Source organism: Luteococcus sp. H91, from assembly GCF_038433135.1.
Taxonomy (GTDB): Bacteria; Actinomycetota; Actinomycetes; order Propionibacteriales; family Propionibacteriaceae; genus Luteococcus.
The window spans coordinates 67,320-86,730 of the sequence record NZ_JBCDMV010000026.1; the positions used below are offsets into that span (position 1 = coordinate 67,320).

The 19,411-nt window shown below is 67.0% G+C and carries 16 protein-coding genes; 9 read left to right on the top strand and 7 right to left on the bottom strand.

Annotation, left to right across the window (positions count from 1 at the left end; translation table 11 throughout):
- Nucleotides 1-146 precede the first annotated feature (146 nt).
- From AAEX57_RS13485 to AAEX57_RS13505, 5 genes are all read left to right on the top strand, one after another.
- Nucleotides 147-479: a hypothetical protein gene (locus AAEX57_RS13485; RefSeq protein WP_342092954.1), complete on the top strand. Its 333-nt coding sequence runs from the start codon at nt 147-149 to the stop codon at nt 477-479.
- Nucleotides 479-1,687 (top strand): MFS transporter, encoded by a 1,209-nt coding sequence (locus AAEX57_RS13490; RefSeq protein WP_342092955.1) that lies wholly within the window; start codon nt 479-481, stop codon nt 1,685-1,687. Before AAEX57_RS13485 ends, AAEX57_RS13490 begins: the two co-directional genes overlap by 1 nt.
- A gap of 644 nt (nt 1,688-2,331) precedes the next feature.
- Nucleotides 2,332-3,603: a type IV secretory system conjugative DNA transfer family protein gene (locus AAEX57_RS13495; RefSeq protein ID WP_342092956.1), complete on the top strand. Its 1,272-nt coding sequence runs from the start codon at nt 2,332-2,334 to the stop codon at nt 3,601-3,603.
- A gap of 53 nt (nt 3,604-3,656) precedes the next feature.
- Nucleotides 3,657-4,274, top strand: coding sequence for a hypothetical protein (locus AAEX57_RS13500; RefSeq protein ID WP_342097794.1), 618 nt, complete (start codon nt 3,657-3,659; stop codon nt 4,272-4,274).
- Nucleotides 4,271-5,164 (top strand): sigma-70 family RNA polymerase sigma factor, encoded by an 894-nt coding sequence (locus tag AAEX57_RS13505; RefSeq protein WP_342092958.1) that lies wholly within the window; start codon nt 4,271-4,273, stop codon nt 5,162-5,164. Before AAEX57_RS13500 ends, AAEX57_RS13505 begins: the two co-directional genes overlap by 4 nt.
- 250 nt (nt 5,165-5,414) lie before the next feature.
- Here the strand turns inward: AAEX57_RS13505 and AAEX57_RS13510 are convergent, their stop codons facing one another.
- Nucleotides 5,415-7,292: an ABC transporter permease gene (locus tag AAEX57_RS13510; protein ID WP_342092959.1), complete on the bottom strand. Its 1,878-nt coding sequence runs from the start codon at nt 7,290-7,292 to the stop codon at nt 5,415-5,417.
- Entirely contained in the window at nt 7,280-8,005 is a 726-nt protein-coding gene (locus AAEX57_RS13515) for an ABC transporter ATP-binding protein (RefSeq protein WP_342092960.1), read from the bottom strand. The genes AAEX57_RS13510 and AAEX57_RS13515 overlap by 13 nt, the downstream gene beginning before the upstream one ends.
- 234 nt (nt 8,006-8,239) lie before the next feature.
- Here AAEX57_RS13515 and AAEX57_RS13520 point away from each other — a divergent pair, with 234 nt between their 5' ends.
- The 3 genes from AAEX57_RS13520 to AAEX57_RS13530 all read left to right on the top strand — a co-directional run bounded on the left by AAEX57_RS13520 (nt 8,240) and on the right by AAEX57_RS13530 (nt 11,508).
- Nucleotides 8,240-9,367: a sensor histidine kinase gene (locus AAEX57_RS13520; protein WP_342092971.1), complete on the top strand. Its 1,128-nt coding sequence runs from the start codon at nt 8,240-8,242 to the stop codon at nt 9,365-9,367.
- 11 nt (nt 9,368-9,378) lie between these two features.
- Complete coding sequence (locus tag AAEX57_RS13525) at nt 9,379-10,044, top strand: response regulator (RefSeq protein ID WP_446721166.1); 666 nt, start codon at nt 9,379-9,381, stop codon at nt 10,042-10,044.
- Between the two features lie 474 nt (nt 10,045-10,518).
- A complete protein-coding gene (locus AAEX57_RS13530) occupies nt 10,519-11,508 on the top strand; it encodes a S66 family peptidase (RefSeq protein WP_342092961.1) in 990 nt (329 codons plus the stop codon).
- A 59-nt stretch (nt 11,509-11,567) separates the two neighbouring features.
- On the opposite strand, the gene AAEX57_RS13535 is transcribed toward AAEX57_RS13530, so the two are convergent.
- The 4 genes from AAEX57_RS13535 to AAEX57_RS13550 all read right to left on the bottom strand — a co-directional run bounded on the left by AAEX57_RS13535 (nt 11,568) and on the right by AAEX57_RS13550 (nt 18,688).
- Nucleotides 11,568-12,071 carry a GNAT family N-acetyltransferase gene (locus AAEX57_RS13535; RefSeq protein ID WP_342092962.1) on the bottom strand — a complete coding sequence of 168 codons (504 nt, stop codon included), beginning with the start codon at nt 12,069-12,071 and terminating at the stop codon, nt 11,568-11,570.
- A gap of 130 nt (nt 12,072-12,201) precedes the next feature.
- Nucleotides 12,202-12,552: a hypothetical protein gene (locus tag AAEX57_RS13540; protein ID WP_342092963.1), complete on the bottom strand. Its 351-nt coding sequence runs from the start codon at nt 12,550-12,552 to the stop codon at nt 12,202-12,204.
- 148 nt (nt 12,553-12,700) lie between these two features.
- Complete coding sequence (gene mobF / locus AAEX57_RS13545; RefSeq protein WP_342092964.1) at nt 12,701-17,725, bottom strand: MobF family relaxase; 5,025 nt, start codon at nt 17,723-17,725, stop codon at nt 12,701-12,703.
- A 369-nt stretch (nt 17,726-18,094) separates the two neighbouring features.
- Nucleotides 18,095-18,688: a hypothetical protein gene (locus tag AAEX57_RS13550; RefSeq protein ID WP_342092965.1), complete on the bottom strand. Its 594-nt coding sequence runs from the start codon at nt 18,686-18,688 to the stop codon at nt 18,095-18,097.
- A 164-nt stretch (nt 18,689-18,852) separates the two neighbouring features.
- On the opposite strand from AAEX57_RS13550, the gene AAEX57_RS13555 reads away from it, so the two are divergent.
- Nucleotides 18,853-19,158: a hypothetical protein gene (locus tag AAEX57_RS13555; protein ID WP_342097795.1), complete on the top strand. Its 306-nt coding sequence runs from the start codon at nt 18,853-18,855 to the stop codon at nt 19,156-19,158.
- 72 nt (nt 19,159-19,230) lie between these two features.
- Here the strand turns inward: AAEX57_RS13555 and AAEX57_RS13560 are convergent.
- Nucleotides 19,231-19,411, bottom strand: a 181-nt coding sequence (locus AAEX57_RS13560; protein WP_342097796.1) for a response regulator transcription factor, incomplete at its 5' end; no start/stop codon positions are given.

Genomic DNA, 19,411 nt, shown 5'->3' on the forward strand with positions numbered 1-19,411 from the left:
CCTTTGCGACCGATCGGTACCGACTTGCTCGTATGACGATTCCAGTCCAAGGCGCCTGCACCGAGCTGAGGTGCCTGATGAGGGTGCCGGTTGTCACCTCACTTCAGGTCACGCTGGCGGCCATTGCTGGGTCAGCGAGGCTAGTGATGAGCTACGAGGGCATCACTCTGACTGGGCGCACGTTCACCGCGCACCCGGTCGATTCCTTCCCGGACCTGCCGTCGCTGTGCGAGGCCTTCGACCGCGCGGCCATGACCCGCATTTCCTGGCCCGGGATCTTGGACGGCGAAGAGGTCATCGTTCTGGACTGCGCCGGCGAGCGTGTCTTGCTGGGGCGGGAACTGGCCGCCGGTGCAGTGAACAGCCTGCTGGGCGGACCGGTCGTCGTTCGCGGTGCGGGGGTGGGACGACCGATCATGCTCTCCAGTGCCGGACAACCCGAGCACGTCGTCGCCATCGCGCCGCGCAGCGAGAACTGATGTTGCGCTGGTGCACGCCGGGCTACGTCGCCTGGATAGTCGCCTCAACGGTGTCGGCGCTTGGAGGCGGAGTCCTCACCTTTGCCCTCGTATGGACGGCAACAGGCATCAGCGGAACCCTGGCGGGAACGCTGTCCGCGGTCAGTCTGGTTCCCACGACCGCCCTGCTCCTGATTGGCGGAGCGTTGGGCGACAGTCTCGGCCAACGCCGACTGCTCCAGATCACCACCGTCGTCCAGGTCCTCCAAGGCATAGCGTTGTGGATCTTGCTCCACACCTCCATACCGCTCGTGGCAGTACTGATCGGCAATGCCATCGTTGCGGGCGCCCTACAGGGACTTGGTAGCCCATCAAGCGTCGTCTATGCCCGGCAGTTCGTTCCTGTCGACGATGTGAAGGCGGCCATGGCAGTGGCGAGCGCCGTGGGCTCGATCACGCGCATGGCTGGGCCGTCGCTGGGTGCGCTCGCCCTAGCTGCCGTCGGCTTGAGCGGCTCCGTGCTGGTGAATGCTGTGAGCTTCGCGGGCGTTCTATTCGTGTTGTTCGCCATCACTCCCGCCACCACGCCCGCCAAATCGGTTGGGCGAACCTCTCTGAGGGGCCACGTTGTGGAGGGCGCGGCGAGTGTCTGGCGGCACCGGACCGCCAGAGTGATGTTGCTGTCGACTGGGCTTGTGGCGGGTTCGCTCCTGCCTGTGGTGGGCTTGGGCATTCCGTTGCTGGTCCGGTCACATCAGTGGCCCACGACTGTCGCGGGTCTACTGGAAGGGTGCTGGCTCGCCGGGTCTTTGGTGGTCAGCCTCATCGTTTCTGCCCGCTACGCTCGCCAGCCACATGCGCGCGCGAGCGGTCTTGTCAGCGGACCGCTGCTCGCGGCGCTCGGGGTCGTCGCGATCACGGGGGCGCCGAATCCGGCTTTCGCCAGCGTTGCCTGCGTCGTCATGGGCATGGGCACGTCGCTGTTCACGGCGAACGTGGCACCCGTCCTTACCGCGACCGCGCCGCCTGAGCTGCAGTCACGCTGGTCAGCGATCACAGCGCTTAGCCAGTTCCTTCCCCTGATCGTCGTCAACCCGGTTCTGGGGATCGCGGCCGACCACTTGGGAACACCTGTCACTCTGCTGGGGCTGGCCGTGCCTGCGGCCGCGGCTGGTGTCCTGCAGGCGCATCATCGGTTTCCCGATTCAGTCGAGCAGGACCCGTCGTGACCGAAGTGCGGGACCCGGTGTAGTAAAAGGGGTGCCCGGCAGTTGGTCGATCGTCGTCTCGCGTCATGGTCGGCACCACTCGGCGTCGGGAGTGCTTGCGCCTTCGGAGGTGTCATGTCGACGAGAGATCCCTATCCGCTGACCTGGGAGCTGCCTACGCTCATCCTTGCCGGGCTTGTTCTGACCGCGGGGGTGGGTGTGCAGCTGTGCCGGTCAACGGCGTGCTGGGCCGCGGGCTCGGGCTGGTTGTGGCCGGACGAGTTGGTGCGTTCGACCGGCGGGATCCTCGCGGGTCGTCCGGATGCGGGACTGACCCCGGGCTCGTGCTTGGTCGGTTCTGGAGCCTTGGCCGCGTCAATCGTCGTGGCGGAGCTGGTGCTGCTGGTGCTGGTCACCCTCGTTGTTCGTGAGGCGTGGTTGCGGTGGGGTCCGGGGGTGGGTGCTGGGTATGCGTCGGCTGACGAGGCGCGGGAGTTGCTCGGAGTAGGGAGACTGCGTCGAGTCCGCAACATCGCGCGTCCTGACTTGGCCCGGAAGGGGAAGCGATGAGTCGGGGTTGGGCGGCTGAGGTGGGGTGGCGGATTGGGCGGGCGAAGCGTCCGCGTGGGGGCGAACTCTGGTGCCCGTTCGACCGGACCGCTGGGGTGATCGGGCCCCAGGGCTCGGGCAAGACGCTGGACATTTTGATGCCGGCGTTGTTGTCGGCGCCGGGTGCGGCGTTGGTGACGTTGACGAAGCCGGATGATCTGTACCTGTCGCTGAGCCACCGCTCTGGGGTGGGGCCGGTGGCGGTGTTGGACCCGTTTGGGTTGGCGTCGGGGTTGCCGTCGTTGGTGTGGGATCCGATTGCTGGTTGTGCTGATCCGCTGGTGGCGGAGCGTCGGGCGAAAGCGTTCACGGCGGGGACGATCAAGGCTGGTTCGGCTGGTGGGCGGGGTGATGATGCTGCGCGGTTCTATGCGACTGAGGCGGCGAAGGTGATCCAGTCGTACTTCCACGCCGCCGCGCTGGCCGGTGGTGACCTCGATCTGGTGTTGGAGTGGGTGGCGAGTCCACTGTCGACGGCCGAGCCGGAGGAGATCCTGCGGCAGCATCCCGGGGCGGCGCCGTTCTGGCATGGGTTGTTGACGGGTGCGCTGCGGGGTGATGACCGGACGGCGGGCAACACGATCACGACGGTGCAGCAGGCGATGTCGTTGTTCTTCCAGACCGAGATCCGCCGACGCTGCGTCCCGTCCGTGGGGTCGCCGGCGACGGACATTCGGCAGCTGCTGGCCAACCGGGGGACGGTGTACATGCTGGGCCGGGAGGATCCGTATGCGTCGGCGTCGCCGTTGATGACGGCCGCAGCGGAGCATGTGCTGGACACGGCCTTGAGACTGGCGCACGAGTCGCCGTGGGGAAGGTTGTGTCCGCCGATGCTGTCGGTGCTGGACGAGTTGCCGTCGACGGCGCCGTTGCCGACGCTGCGGACGAGGATGGCCAATGAGCGGGCGTTGGGGTTGTCATTCATCTATGCGGCGCAGACCTGGCGTCAGCTGGCCGCGATCTTCGGCGAGCAGGAGGCGAGGGCCTTGTTCGGGCTGACCAATGTGTTGGTGTTGTTCGGCGGTTCGAAGGACGTGGCGTTCAACAAGGAGGTCTCCGACCTGGCCGGCCTGAAGCGCATCGCGCGGACGACCTATCAGCAGGGGAAGCACCACAGCCGCTCGGTCTCGGGTGAGGACGTGCCGGTGATCCGCCCCGCCGAGGTGCGGGAGCTGCGCGAGCGTCACGCGTTGGTGATCGCCGAGAACGCGAAACCCATTCTGGCCAAGCTCGACCGTTGCATCGACGGACGAGCCGGCAAACGTCTCCTGGCTGACCAGCAGCGCATCCGCGCCCAAGTCAGACAGGCTGGCACAGCCGGGTTATAGGCACCCGGACAGCCGCTGCGGCTTGCGACAACAGATTCCCGAGGTGGAGGAGGTTGTCGATGTCGGAGTTGGTGAGGCCGTTCCCGTCGGTGGGAGGTCGGATGCACCGGGCGTATGCAAACCTTGCGCGGCTGGAGCAGGCGAAGGACCCGTCCACGGTGAAGCACCTGGGGCCGGTGGAGTTCATCGCCAGACCGTGGGATGTGGCGGGGATCACTGATCGTGACCTGCGGCTGGAGGTGTGGGAGTGGCTCGACCGTTGTGTCGACTGGCTCAACACCGAGTACGCGTGGCAGCTGGGCGATATCGTCCCGTCGTGTTGGCCGCGGCATCCGCACCTGGTCCACGAGCTCGGCACCGTGTTCGACCAGCGACGCCGCGCAGGGCTCGCGGCCACGTCGGACCTGTTGGCCGAGTGGCACCGCTACACGCTGCCGTCCTTCCAGAACCGCATGAAGGAGACCCTGCGCACCAGTTGCGACGCGGGGCATCGTCCCTGCGCCGGGACCGCCCGGATCGGCGCTGCCCGGCAGGACGCCACGGTGCGCGCCGGGTCGTTCGACCGCGACGTGGAGCACCTCGAACCAGACGACGAAGACCTCGCGACCACCCGCTTCGCGCTCGTCGACGGTCACATCGTCGACACCAGCAGCGGTGAGGTCCTCACGTGAGGCTGGACGACCAACAGCTGCGGGCCTGCTGGGACGCTCGCGACGCCGGGGTCTTGGCGCAGAGCGCCCTCGACGGGGACGCGGAAGCTGTGAGGGTCACGCGGGGAGCGACGCGCGGGGAATTGCAGGAGTTGGTTGATGCCGGGCAGGTGGCGTGCCAGCGGGTGGTGGCCTCGAGCCTGGGGCTGGTGGGCTACACGATGCGCCAGGCCCACATCGCACCATCCGACCGGGACCTCTTTCAGGAAGGGGTCCTCGGCCTGATGGCTGCGGTGCACAGGTTCGATCCGAACAGGGGAGTGTGGTCGTCCTTCGCCTACGGCAGCATCCGCCAAGCGCTGGTGACCGCCGTCGCCACAGAGGCAGGCGCGCGCCAAGGCCTCACGGCGCACGCTGCGCGCGACCAGTACCGCTACCGGGCGCTCGCCGCCACACAACCAGCAGGTCCCGGCGCCGATGGTGCGGCGCGTGTTGCCGCCGAGACTGGGGCGCCGATCGAGCGAGTGGAGATGCTGCTGACCCGACGAGCCAGCGCATCGCTCGAAGGCCTCGAATCGCACGTCGCCCTCCGTGCGCACCACGACGCCGGCCCCGTCGACAGCATTGACCTGCGCCCCTACCTCCGAGCCCTCCCACCGACTGAGAGCTCCGTGCTGCGGGACTTCTACGGTATCGGACGACCTCCACAGCCCATCAAGACCATCGCCGACGGCCTGGACGTGTCGGAATCGACCGCACGTCGCCTCCTGGCCCGCGGCCAGAACCACCTACGCGACATCATGGTCCACTTTGGAGCCGACTCTGCAGAGACAAGCACCCTCGGACGTACGCATCGGCAGTCTGCGCCCATCACCAATGCAGGGCGTCCCGCACTGCCGATCTCGCGCTAGACACGCGGCAGAGTCGATATGAAGAGAGGATTTCGGCCAGCAAATTCAGCAGGCTTGCCGACTCTCATCAACGGCAGGATCCCAGATGGACTTAGATGCCGCTCAGCGGGTGATGGGGATCCAGAGGAAGGCAGATGGCAATGTCGTCTCCTTTCAACACAATGCCACCCGGAGCAACGATGCCCATGACCCGACGAGCTTTGCACGTTGCCCTCCCCATCCTTGTGCGGCACCCGCCCCCGCCCCCGCTTCACGCTCCGTCCTGGTCAAGCCCGAGTCTCACTCCGCAGAGTTGGGCAAGGATGGTCACGAAGGTGATGGCAGCGGACGCAAGTTCGGTGATTGGCAGGGCTGCGGCGATAGCGCTCGAAGGTGACGTGCTGTTCGTGGCGGCGAAGCGGAGGCCGAGGGCGGTGATAACTGCGAGGATGAGAGTTCCTGCGACTCCTTGCAAGATGATGGTTTCGGTGACAACGGTGGCGTAGATGCCATGGCGGCTGATCCCGAGCGACCGCAGCACCCGGAATTCTTTCTGGCGGGACATTCCGCTGGCGATGGTGGTCTGCACGATGCCGATCCCGCACATCAAATAGACGGTGCCGAACAGGCCGACGTTGGAACGGTAGGTGGTCGCCTTACGCACGTCGTTTTGGTGTTTGACGTACGAGTGGGGACCAAAGACAGTTCCTTCAGGGTTGCCTGCTGCGGCGAGTGTCGCAGTCACCTGTGCGGGGGGCATGCCGGTGGTGAAGACAGTGGACGGGGTGGCTCCGGTAGGCCCGAAGTTGCTGATCTGGCGCCAGTCGAGGAAGAGGCCTTCGTAGAGCTCGTCGCGCTCGAGGGTGGCCACGACGCGCAAGCTGACGGGCTTTCCAGCGTTCGTTGTCGTGGTGATTCGGTCCCCGACGTGGTGGCCGATTGAGCTGGCGATGTCGGTGCCGGACACCTTGGTGAGGTCGCCTTCGCGGATGTGCTGACGGGTGAGCCTTGCGAAGGCAGGGGCGTCAGTGAAATGCCACATGAGTCGCGTTTCGTCGGTGGGGCGATAGTGCATCGCCAGACGGGCTTGGCCGCTCGTACGGCCGGTGAGAGCCTCCGCCACTCGATCGGCGCCGGCCGGGCTGGTGGCGGTGACGATTGTGTCGGCGGCGAGGCGGGCGCTGAGCGCTTGCTGTCGCATCTGTTCGTCGGGGGCATTGGCCACGAGGAAGGCTCCCAGCATGCCGATGGCGATGATGGTGGGGGTGACCAGACGGGCGTAGCGAATGCGGTCCTTCGATGCGCGTCTGGCGGCGAGCAGCCCAGGGCCAGCAGCGAAGGTTCCCACGAGCCGCCCCACCAGCCAGGCGCCTGCGGGCATGACCAACGGGGCTACGGCGAGCAGCGGCACGACTGCCAGTAGCGGCAGCATCAGCACGATGTTCGGGCCTAAGCGTTGGGGGCTCAACAACGCCAGGCCCGCGATGCCTGCCCCCAGCACGGTGAGGCGCCAGGCGACTTGCCAGTACGACATTCGGGCGGGCATGGGGGAGATGGCATGGACGAGCTCGCCGCTCGTGGCGCTGCGGGTAGCGCCATGGCCCGCCAACGCGGCCACCAGCGCAATCATCAGGGTGATGAGCAAGGCTCGGTCGAGGGGAAGGCCGAAGTCAACAGACATGTTCCTTCCGAAGAAGCCAATAGCCTGCAGCCCGCCGAAGAGTGGTTGGACAAGGATCAACCCGATCACTGAGCTAGGCAACCCGACGGCCGTTCCCAGTGCGAAACACTCCGTGGCGATCATGCTGGCGAGCCGGCCCCGACTGGCACCAGCCAGGCGCAACGTTGCCAACTCCTGTTGGCGGAAGGAGACCACCTGTTTGACGGCGGACCACATCAGCAGGCCGCTGATTATGATCGCGAGCCCGGCCAGAAAGCTGAGGAAGCCGGTGATGGCTGGCAAGGTGCTGGCCAGCTGCTGAGCATCCATGTCTGGGACGTTGACTCTGTCGACGCTCGAGAAGCCGTAGACGAGGCCGAGCTGAGCTGCGGCGATGATGGCGGTGGCGGCCATGGTGGTCATACAGCCCAGGTACAGCGGCAGATGCCGGCGCAGCAGCCGCAGCGAGAGACTGGTCAGCTCGCGCATGCGAGGGCCTCCAAAGCGGTGATCCGCTGGGCAATGGCCGAGGCATCGAGTCGCATGGCGTCATCGGCGATACGTCCGTCGAAGAGGAACAGGACTCGGGATGCCGATGCGGCGACGGTGGGGTCATGGGTGACGAGGATGACGGTGCTGCCGTGTTGGGGTAGCGCATTGAGGTGTGTCATGACGTCGCGCCGTGACTCACTGTCGAGGGCGCCGGTCGGCTCGTCGGCGAAGACGACGTCGCGGTGTGTCGCGAGGGCTCGGGCGATGGCCACTCGTTGGCGTTGGCCCCCGGAAAGCTGGTCGGGATAACGCTGGGTGAAATCGCCGAGCCCCACGCTCGACAGAGCCTCGGTTGCGGCCTGGTCGCTCATACGCTGCCCGTCGAACAATGCCGGCAGCTTCACGTTGTCGATGGCGGTCAGCGCGTCGACGAGGTTGTAGGACTGGAAGATGAAGCCCCACGAGCGTCGGCGCAGGCGGTCGAGGGCGCCGGCACTGACCCGTGCGAGGTCGTGGCCGTCGTAGTGGATCTGCCCGGAGGTCGGCCGGAGCAGGCCCGAGATGCAGTTGAGCAGGGTCGACTTGCCCGAGCCGGACGGGCCCATGATTGCCGTGGTTGAGGCAGGTTCGAAGGTGACGTCAATGCCCTTGAGCACTTCGGGGCCATGGTCGAAGCGGTGGTGAAGGTCTTGGGTCTGCAGCGTTGCCACGGGTGTCCTGTCGAAGGGCCGAACGGGTCGTCGGCGGCCGGTGAATGTCCGTCCACCACACAAGCAGCGGAGCAGTCGCAGCGGAATGCACCAGAATCCCGTTTCACGGTGGACCTGGGTCCACTGCGTTGAGACCAAGCCATCCAATACCGTCAGAGGGTGACCACCGCCCCGACCGATCAGAACCGAAACCAGGTCCGGCCCGACAGGGTCACATGGAACCTGCCTCGCTTCGTGACCTCGAGCGCGAACCTCAAGTCGATGACCCACACGCTGATCCTCGCGGTGGTCTGCGTCCCGGTGGCGTTGCTCGCCTTGACTGGGCTGGTCTTCGTGCCGGTCATCGGTCGCGGCAGCGATGAGCTGTGGCGCGGCCTCGCTACCTGGCGGGGGCGTCGAGTACCTCGCCCCCGTGCCGAACGCGTTGATTGGCGCATCTGGGCGTGCGCCGTGGCACAAGCCGTACTGGGCATCGTCGGGGCCGTGGGCATCTCCCTCGACGTCCTGCTGGCGGGCAGCTTCACCTGGGCGGCAATCACCCGCCAGAAGGGTTGGGACCTGTTTGGTTGGCACCCGAACGACGCGATCGCGGCCCCCGCCATGGCCCTGCTCAGCGCATCACTCTTGCTGCTGCTGATGGGCTTCTGCTGGCTCGTCTCAGGCGCTTCAGTTGCAGTGTGGACGGGTCTGACTCTGACCCGCACGAGTGTCGACGACCTGGAACGTTCCCGACGCGTGCTGAGTGATGCCTTCTCTGCGGAGCGGCGACGCATCGAACGCGAACTGCACGATGGCGTGCAGCAGTACCTCACGGCAGCCCAGCTCTCGCTGGCCGCCGCCCAGCTGAGGTCCGCCGACCACCCGGAGCTTCAGGCCTCCATCGACACCGCGCACCACAGCATGCAGCGGGCGGTCGAAGGCCTACGCACCATCATCCGGGGAATCTACCCGCAGGTGCTCGAGGAGGTCGGGCTGACAGAGGCGATCAAGGAGCTCGTCGGCCTGTCAGGCTTGCGCGGCACCGTGGCCCTCGAGGGTCAGGAACAGGATCTGCAGTTGGATTCCTCCGCCGCACTGCTGCTCTACCATGCAGTCGCCGAGGGCCTCACCAATGCCGTCAAGCACGGCAACGCGTCCAGCGTTGTGGTGACCATCGGGTGGCACCCGCAGCGAGTCGAGATCGTCCTGGTCGACGACGGCCCGGGCCCAACTGCCGACGACTCCGTCAATCATGGCACTGGCCTTGCCGGCCTGGCCGAGCGGGCGGCCACGCTCGGGGGTGGCCTTCACTTCGGACGCGACGCACACACTGGCGGCGGTCTACTCATCGTGTGGACCACCCGTCACCCACAAGGATCGTGAGGGAAACCGTCATGAAGATACTGCTGGCCGAAGACTCCGCACTGCTGCGGGCCGGGCTCGCCCAACTGCTGCGCGCCATGGGTCACGAGGTCATCGAGGTAGCTGATGGTGATGCACTGCTGCGGGCAGGGCGCACCCACGAACTGGACCTAGTCCTCTCCGACGTGCGCATGCCACCCAACATGGCCGATGACGGGCTTGCTGCAGTCCACCAACTACGCCACGAACGAGCCGCCGAAGGAAAAGGCACGCTGCCCGCGATAGTCCTGTCGCAGTACGTGGCCGCCGCCTATCTCGACAGGCTGCTCGACCACGGGGCCTTCGGCTACCTGCTCAAGGAACGCGTTTCCGACGTGGCCGAGTTCACCCAAGCCCTGACCACCGTCGCTGCCGGTGGCACCATCGTCGATCCCGAAGTCACTCGTGCACTCATCGGCGCCTCGAGCAGCGGCATGACACATCTCACCGATCGCGAGCATGACGTACTGCAACTCATGGCCCAGGGGCTATCCAACAACGAAATCGAGGAAGCACTGCGCCTCAGCCGAAGCGGCGTCAGCAAACACGTCGCGAACATCTTTAGCAAGCTCGGCTTTGACGCCGATGACGACAACCGCCGAGTGCGCGCCGTGCTCACTTGGCTACGCCACGCCGAACGCTCCCACCTACGAGCTTGAGCCGGACAGCAGAAGCCCCCATTCTGACCACCCGAACGCGCGACTCTCGGCATCATGGGGGCAATCCATACGAGGCTTCCTGCGTCACTGTCAATAGCGCACGCGCTCGCGGGGGCGGTCAGGTTAAGTCCGCGCAAGATGGGCAGGATGCTGTCGGCGAGCAGGCGGTGGCCATCGTCGCTAGGGTGCACCTCGTCGTCATTGACCAGACCGCGGTGGGAAAGCTGGGTGCCGGAGAAGTAGGTGACCGCGCCGGGTGACGCTGGTGGACGCGTCGATGCTGCTAGCGTCGAGCACGAGCTGCGCCAAGGGTGGGCCACGAGCTCCTTCCGCGCACCGCGGGATCTCGTGCTCCTGACTGACTACGCCATCACCCACAGCCCGCCTCTCGGAGTGACCGCATGCTCACGCACCCGTGACAACCGCGATGATCGCGGCAGATGTGCGCTTTCGCTCTGTCGGTACTGTTCGTGCATGAATCCCGTGTTCCCTCCGAAGCTCCACATCGGCTCGCACGTGCGGGTGGTGGCACCGGCGCGCTCGCGCGCCATGGTCACCGACGGCAACGACAACGCCCGCATCGCCGAAGAACACCTCTCCGCCCTCGGCCTGTCCGTGTCCTACGGCGAACACGTGGACGAACGCGACCGCTACGACTCGTCCTCCATCGCCTCGCGAGTGGCCGACCTGCACGCCGCGTTCGCCGACCCGAGCGTGGAGGCCATCCTCACCGTCATCGGCGGCGCCAACAGCAACGAGCTACTCCCGCACCTCGACTTCGACCTCATCGCGGCGAACCCGAAGATCCTGTGCGGCTTCTCCGACATCACCGCGCTGCAGAACGCCATCACCACCACGACCGGCCTGGTCACCTACTACGGCCCGCACTGGTCCACCTTCGGCATGCGCGACCTGGGCGAGCAGACCACAGCATGGTTCCAGCAAACCCTCATGTCGGAGGCTCCGGTGCACGTGATCGGTAGCGACTGGTTCACCGACGACCTGTGGTTCCTCGACCAGGATCACCGGACCAAGATTCCGACCGGGGGCTGGTGGCCCCTGCAGCCCGGCGATGCCGAGGGACGCGTCGTCGGCGGGAACCTGTGCACCCTGAACCTCCTGCAGGGGACCCGCTGGATGCCCACTCTCACTGATGCCGTCCTCATGCTCGAGGACGACGAGATCAGCAATCCCTACGCCTTTCGCCGCGATCTCAATTCACTCATGCAGCAGCCCGGAGCGGACACGGTACGAGGCCTGGTCGTTGGACGATTCCAGCAGGCCAGCGAGATGGGCCGCGACGACCTGATGGCGATCCTGGGCACCATCCCCAGCCTCCAGGGCAAGCCAGTCTTGGCCAACGTCGACTTCGGGCACACGAGCCCGTTGATGACCTTCCCCATAGGTGGAGTGGTTCGTTTCACGTCCGGTCCAAATCCCAGCCTCACCGTCGTCGCCCACTAGAGTTCGCGTATCCAACGCCCCGAATGCAAGGCGATCAGCGTGGCAAGAGCGGATGTTGATCAGCGCTTGTTCAGCTCCATCTCGATGAAGTCGTAGATGCCGCCGTTCGTGGGCTGCGTGTACGACCGGACGGCGGTGAAGCCGACTGCTTCGTAAACCTTGATGGCTCGCTGATTGAAGGCCGCAACGCTGAGCATGACCGGTCGCTGCGCGAGCCCTTCTTCTTCCAACAGGGCCAAGGCGGCGTGCACGAAGGCGAGGCCACGGCCGCCTCCTGTCAGGTCAGGGCGGAGACCAAGGCTGATTACGCAGCGACCGGCATCGCGTGTGTCTGCCGTGAAGAAGCCCACGATGTCGTCGCCCTGACGGACCTGCCAGAACCGGTCGGGCCATTGGGCAGGAGTGATGAACTCTTCGTAGTCCTCCATGTCCGCAGTGGCGTCATAGAAGTCATATGGCGCGGGGTACTTCCAGTGGTCAGCGATCACCTGGGCCACATCGACGGTCATCGGGGTGAAGGTCAGCGGCTGGCTCCAGCCGTTGGATTCCGCGGAGTTCGACATGCAACGAGTGTCGCGGCCCGCCGGTGCAGCAGCAACGCAATTCTCGTCCAGCCGGGGTGGCCGATGTGGGTGATTGACATCAAGGCCTTGCGCGAGACCAGCGGCAGAAGCGGATGGCGGTGGCGAGCGCTCAGAATCCGTGGACCGCGGCGGTGATCGTCTCGGCTTGTTCCAAGGTGTCCACGACGACTTGGTAGCGAGCACCTCCGGTCGTCCTGATCTCCACCCGCGCCTTGCCGCCAGTGTTGAGCCGCACACCTCGTGCCGAGTCGGCCCTCCCCACGACGAACCAGTTAAGCGGACCACGGTTCAGTCCGTCGTCCGGGCCGGCCTCCGCTGACGTGATGTCGGCCAATCGGATCGTGCGCTTGTAGAACGGCGCCCGCATGCTGAGGGTGCTCGCGTCTGAGTCGATTTCGACCCGGACGGTCTGGCCCAGCGCAGCGAGCCGATTGCCGTGCGCGGTGACGCGAATGGTCATGGATCGCTCCTCATCTCTGGGGGGTCCCTCCCATTCTGCCCGACCGACCCCCAGAACCAACTCCCTCTGCGGAAGAAGATTTACAGCTCGGCGCGTGGTCGAAGTTCGCTCATCGGCAGATGATCGATGTCATGCACATCTGATGGTGTCAGCGACGGGGAGATGCGGTCCGGTCTTCCGGAACTACATCGACATGCTTTCGGGCCTGGCGGATGACCGGCCGTTCGATGGGTCCGTTCTGCCGTGTCATGGCGTCTGCGGCCGCCCCTCGAGGATCATCGTTCCATCGTGCGACGAGGGTGACGAGCCGCGTTTGTAGTTGCCCTTCGGAAGTCCTCGTCTGCAGGCTGAGTCGCTCCAGGCTCTGCTGCCAGGTGCCGGGGTGGGCGGCTGCGATGGCGGTGAGCGCCCGGTCGATAGCGGCATCGTCGCTCGCGGAGCTGACGATCCGGTCGGTGATGGAGGTCGCGTCGTCGAGGCATCGGGTGAGCGCTTCTGGGCCGTGGGTGATGAGCAGCTCGGCGGGGTCGCTGCCGTCGGGTAGTTCGCCTCGCAGGGTCTCGGTGCGGTGGACGGCGAGTTTGAAGTGGTCCTTGTCGGCGGCGGTGTTTCCGGCGGTGTCGTTGTCGGTGGCCAGGACGACTCGCTCCTGGTCGGCGAGCAGCGCTGCCTGCTGGTCTGTGAGGGATGTTCCGAGGGGTGCGAGGCCGGTGTAGCGGCCGGCAGTGGCCAAGGTGACGGCGACGGCGTCGAGGGGGCCTTCGACGATGACGGGGATGGAGCCGGGCCGAGGGTGGCCGTAGAACTGGTCGCCCTTGCTGTAGATGGGGGTCGTCGGGGTGTTGAGGTACTTGGGGCCGGCCTGGTCGGCGGGCAGGGTGGGGTTGGCTCGGGCGACGAAGCCGAGGATGTGCCCGTCATGGTCGGTGATTGGGAGTGTGAGGCGGTCGCGGAAGCGGTCGATGAGCCGGCCGGTGGAGGCGGGTTTGACGAGTCCGGCGGTGAGCATTTCGAGGTCGGTGACGCCGTGGCGGCGTAGGTGGGTGGCGAGGTTGGTCCAGCCGGCGGGGGCGTGTCCGGGCTGGACAGTGGGGTGGCCGGTCAGGTCGACGCCGAGGCGTTCGGCGAGGTAGGGCTGCGCCCAGGACTGTGGGAAGCAGCTGGCGTAGTAGTCCTGGGCGAGTTGGTTGACCTGGTGGAGGCGTTCGGCTGGCACGGGGGAGTCGGCCAGGGCGTCGGCGCGGTCGAGTTGGTGGCGCAGCATGGCGTCGCTGGGCGGGGTGGGGCCGGTGGCGTCGCGGATCATGCCGAGCAGCGCCAGTCGGGTGCCGGGGTCGTCCGGGCCCGGCAGTTCCACCGTCGCCTGCTCACCCGTCGGCGCAGCGTTCTGCGTGGGTTCGGGTGTGGTGGTGCGGGTGAGGCGCCAGAGCAGGGCTGCGGCGGGGTGATCGTCGGGCAAGGGCTTGGCGGTGACGGTGTCGGCGAGGATGCCGTGGACGTCGTGGCCGGTGGCGCTGAGGTCGTCGAGTCGGTGGGCGAGTCGGACCAGTGCGGGGTCTTGGGCGAGGCGGTCTCCGATGGCCTCGAGGACGGGCTTCCATCGTTCCAGTGCGGGGTCGTTCTGGTCGATGGCCTGGTCGAGGGCGCGTTGGTACTGGGCGGCTTGGCGGGTGGTCTGGCGGGGCCCGGTGGGGCGTGGGTCGGTGTCGGGAACGGCGTTGGCGGCGCGCCAGATCGCGAGCTGGCGTCGGGTCTCGTCCGTGCAGGGCAGGGCAGCCCACGACGCGTCCGGGAACGGCAGACGCGCGACCTGATCGGTGAGCGAAGTGACGAGCTCGGCGCGTTGCTGTGCCCAGGTTCCCCAGGCGGGGTCGTCGTGGACGCGGGCGGGGATGCCGGGCAGCCATGGCAGGGGCCCCGCGGTCAGTGGGTGGCGGACATCGAGGCGCCAGGCGAGGGTGGCGGCCTTGTCGCGGGCGTCGTCGAGGGTGTGTTGGACGTGGGCTGCGGTCAGGGCGGTGAGGGGGTTGGTGCCGTTGCTGGTGATGAGGATGAGGTGGTTGCGCAGGGCGGGCCAGGCGGGTTCGTCGGTGATGCCTGGTTCGAGGGTTTCGGCGTGGTCCTCGATGGTGGCGATGGCGTGGGTGCCGAGGAGGTGTTCGGCGGCGGTGGTGATGCCGTCGGCATAGGCGGTGACGGCGTCGGCGAGCAGTCGGGCGGGGTCGTGGTGGTCGGCGCGCTGGGTGGTGGCCGAGCGGGCGGCGTCGTCGCGGGTGAGGATCTGTTCGAGCAGGTCGGTGGGTGTGGGCGGGGTGGTGGCGTCGGGTTGGGTGAGCAGCGCTGGGTCGCCGTCGCCGGTGGTCTGCAGCCACAGGTGGTTGGCGTGACGTCCGCGAGTGACCATGGTGTAGAGCTGCTGGCGTGACTGCTCGGGGGTGGCGATGCCGTGGGTGACGTCGGCGGAGATGCCTTGGGCGGCGTGGATGGTGGTGGCGTAGCCGAGCTCGACGGCGGCGGTGACGTAGTCGGCGGGGACGGTGACGTGGCGTCGGGATTGGTGGTGCTGCAGGGCGAGGGATCCGTCGGGGCCGATGGCGGTGACGTGCCAGCGGTCGCCGTTCTTGACCCAGTCGGTGCGGCTGGTGCGCAGGCGGCGGTCGTTGCGGCGGGTGATGACGGTGTCGCCGATGCGGGCGTGGTTGCCGTCGGCCAGCGCCGCGTTGGGGCCGGTGGCGTGGGGGCCGAGGTGGTGGGTCTGGGCGCGGTGGTTGAGTTCGGCGACCAGGTCGCGGGTGGGGGCGAGCATGATGGCGTCGCGACCGGCGGCCTTGTCGTGGGTCCAGGCGGTGAAGGCGTTGTCGGTGACGGTGGCCAGGTCGCCGACATGGACACGGTCGTTGTCGAGGTAGAAGCCGATCGCGGCCGTGTCCCCCTGGCGGAGGGCGAGGGAGGCGGCGGCTTCGGCGGGGTCGGTGAAGCGCATCAGTTCGTCGAGGGTGGCTGCGCCGTGTCGTGTCTGGATGTCGCGCAGCAGGCCGCCGGAGCCGATGGCGGCGAGCTGTTGGTCGTCCCCGATCAGCCGGACGACGGCGCCGCGGTTGGTGGCCCAGCCGGCGACGGTGGCCAGGGTGAGGGTGTCGGCCATGCCGGCCTCGTCGATGATGACCATCGACCCGGTGGTGATGGTCTGGGCCCAGTGGGGGAGTTGGTCGTGGGTGATGCCCCAGGCGAGTTTGGCGAGGGTGTCGGCCTCCAGCCCGGTGGCGGTGGCGAGTTGGGATGCGGCTGCGGCGGAGGGGGCGAGGCCGACGACGGTGTGGCCGGAGGACTCCCACGCGGCGGCGAGTGCGTGCATGGCGGTGGTCTTGCCCGACCCGGCCGGCGCGATCGCGAGCTGCACCAGCTGCCCCGACGTGGCCAGCTGCTCCACCAGCGCCGCCTGACCCGGGTTGAGGGCGAAACCCCGCTCGGCAGCCGACATCGCCAGCGACGCCACCAGCACCGGCTGCGCCATCGACGTCCCGCCGTCTGCGTCGGCAAGGGCAAGGACGTCCTGCTCTGCTTGGAGGATGCGGTGGGAGGTGAACAGGGTTGATCCGGCGACGGTGTAGACGCTCGATCCGTCGGCCCGGCGCAGCGGTGCGGGTTCGGTGATCCCGAAGGTGGGCTTCTCCAACGGGACGGATGCCTCGAGGGCCATCGCGGTGAGCAGGTCGACGGCGGCATCGATCTTGGCGGTTGGGGTGGCCGTCAGTCGGACCTGGCGTTGGGCCTCGGCCCTGACATCGGTGCGTCGCCACGTCGCGCCGCGGCGCTCCATCGCCGCCACCACCCGTGCGGTGGCGGCATCGAACCAGCCACTGTCAGCCACCGGCAAGTCCTGCGCTTGGACGGGGTGCAGGGCGGCATGGACGATCTTGTTGATCGCGGCTGGGCTGCCGAGGACATCGATGGCCTCGGCCCGCCACGCCGCGCGTTGCTCTCTGATGGTGCGGGGAGCGTGCTTGGCGTCCCGGGTCTCCAACGTGGCGCGCTGCGCCAAGTCATAGCCCTCCACCACCGTCGGCGGACGTCCATGATCGTCCTGGAACGACAACGCCAGCTCACCGCGCCGCTGTTCGATCGCCCGACGCCGCGACGACCACCGCTCGTTCAACGCGGCCGGCACCCCGACCACCTCACGCACCGGACGCTTCCCGGCACCCATGGCGCGGTCCTCGAACCGCAGCCCGTGCGCCTCCAAACGCTTGTACAGGGCAGTGTTGTAGGTCTCGGACGCCGCGACGACGCCCTGGTAGAGGAGCCGGGCATCGATCGCCAGCCACTTGCCCGAGCCGGTGGCGCGGACCTTGTTCGCCACCGCGACATGCGTGTGCAGGTCGGGATCGCCGGCGCGGGAGTCGCGATGGGTGAACGCGGCGCCGACCAGCCCGTCGACGTCGACCTGCCGCACCCCCTTCGCCCCTTCGCGGGTGTAGACCAGGTGGTCCTCGACGAACCGAAGCGCCTCGGCCACCGCGTCGTGGTGGGCGCGTTCGACCATCGCTGCGGTTGGGAGGTCGGCGATCGCCCACAACGTCGACACGCTCTTTGGCGGGGAGAAGGTCAGGTCGAAGCCGGAGACCACCGAACGCCCGGGCCGCGAGTACCGCGCCACCGCACCCGCCAGCTCCCGCGCATCGACGTGCGGGCGTCCCATCTCCCGGACGAAGAACTCCGCAGCCACCTGGCTGCGGATCCCGGCCCGCACCTCACCCGGCACCCGCGAATCCGCCTCCAGCCCGCGGCTGGTGTTCCACTCCGCCGCCCGACGCGCCACCTCGACACGGAAGTTCGACACGTCTGATGGCAGCTTGAACGACGCCCCCAACCGGTAGGCCTCAAGCAGCTCATGCTCCGACGCGTCAGCACCCAGCTCGGCGGCCCGCTCGTGCCCCAGCGGATGCTGCCCTGCACCGAACAACAACTGCATCTGCTCAGCCGAAACCTGGGAACCGGTGACGTCGTCACCGATCGCCGCGCAGCCCCTGCCCACCCAAATGCCGGGGGTCTCGCCGTGCTCGGAGTAGTAGGTCGTCAGGCCCTGGTGGCCCTTCTCCGTCGAATCCTGCACAGCCACCTGCCGGGTCAGGTAGTCATACCCCGACCCGGCAGACAGCTTGTGCAGCGACATCGTCACATGAGCACAAGCCGGGCTGTACTGTCACGTGCCGCAGCCGGGCATCAACGCTTGTGGGGATCGCCCTGCTGCGCCGTGATCTCCATCCGGATGGGTGTGCCGCTGGCAGTGACTGAGTCGTACTCGGATGCTGTCGTCGGTACTCGTTGATCAGGCGGTGGCGGTGGCGGAGGCGGCGGAGGAGTGGTCTTCTCGTTGTCCATGACTACCTCTCGCAACCTTGACGCGTGACACCTTGCGGCCCGGCCTCCTTGATGTGGTCGTATGAGCTGTCCGTAGTGGGGACGCGTGTTGGAGGAGGTGCTGGTGATTCAGGCCGGTCGGTGGGGCGGTCTGGTGCTGGCTGTTCGGGCATGGAACCTCCTACAGGTCGATGAGGACTCGGATGAAGTTGATGATCAGAGTCGATGCCAATGTCATGGCCATTCCGACGAATGCGCGGTCGAGCCACGACATCCGGCGATCCGCAACCCGCTTGGCGTGGTCGAGTGGCGATGTTTCGGTCAAGCTCTTGGCGTTCAACAGGTCAACCGCGAACTGGGCGTTCGGTATCGGGATTGTCCGCCCATTCTCATGCGCAGAGGCAAGCTCGCGGAGAGATGCAATCGCGGGCAGGCCGTTCTGACGGCCGCGAGGTACCAAGCACAAGGTGGCTGCCAGAGCTGTGAACAGCCCCAAGGTGACGATAATGCCCATTGTGATGGCAAGCCATAAAGGTGGACGGCTCGAAATCTCCTTGAGCACGAAGGTGAGCAGTGTGGCGTCGAAGGCCAGAACTACCGAAGCCAACTTCTGCGCCGTTTCACTTCTCTTCTCGTGCTGCTCATAAGTCCATCTGGCGCCCTCGAGGATCTGCTTCCACGTCTCGCTATCGGCTGACTTGTCGTACGTCTCTGTCACGGGGCTCGGATGCTCGGTCGTGGCGGCCGTGGTGCCTGCGCCCCTGAACAACCTCATGTTGTCTCCTCTCCAGCTTCGAACATTGTGCCCGGAGTGCAAGAGGTGTGTGGCGCTTGATGGTCTCGTGTTTCCCTTGGGGTTCCTCCTGACGGCTGGTGAGCACCGGGGGCGCCGCGTTCGCTTGGGTCTTCGTCGGGGTGGTTCGGAAGGGGCGAAGGTCGATGGGACGTCAGCAGGAACGGGTGGCTGCGAGGCGAGCGATTCATGAGGCTCGGGTGGCGCGGTTGCAGCAGCAGCGGGAACGGGAGTCGGCGTTGACCGATCTGGCGGTGCGTGTCCAGGTGGAGCTGCGCGCCGGAGCCAGGGCGTTGGCCGACGCGGAGGCGCGTGCCGGCGCGCTGATCGAGGAGATGGTGACCGTCCACGGGCTGACAGCCACGCAGGTGGCGGAGTGGTGCGCTGGTGGGCTCAGCGTCCGTCAGGTTGGGCGCCTTCGACGGCTCAAGGACCGGGCAGTGGATCAATGAGTCCGCGCGCCACAGCGTGGGGCCGGGAAGTTTGGCGCCGTATCCGGGCTCTCCGGTCTGTGGTGTTGCTTGTCAGGACCAGGGGCGTACTTCTGACAGGTAGCGCAGGATGGCGCGGACGCGTCTGTTCTCTTGGCTTGGGGAGAGCCCTAGTTTGGCGAAGATGTTGGCCACATGTTTGGACACCGCCGCGGGGGAGATGACGAGCTGTTGGGCGATGTCGTTGTTGGACATGCCGGTGGCCATGAGTTCG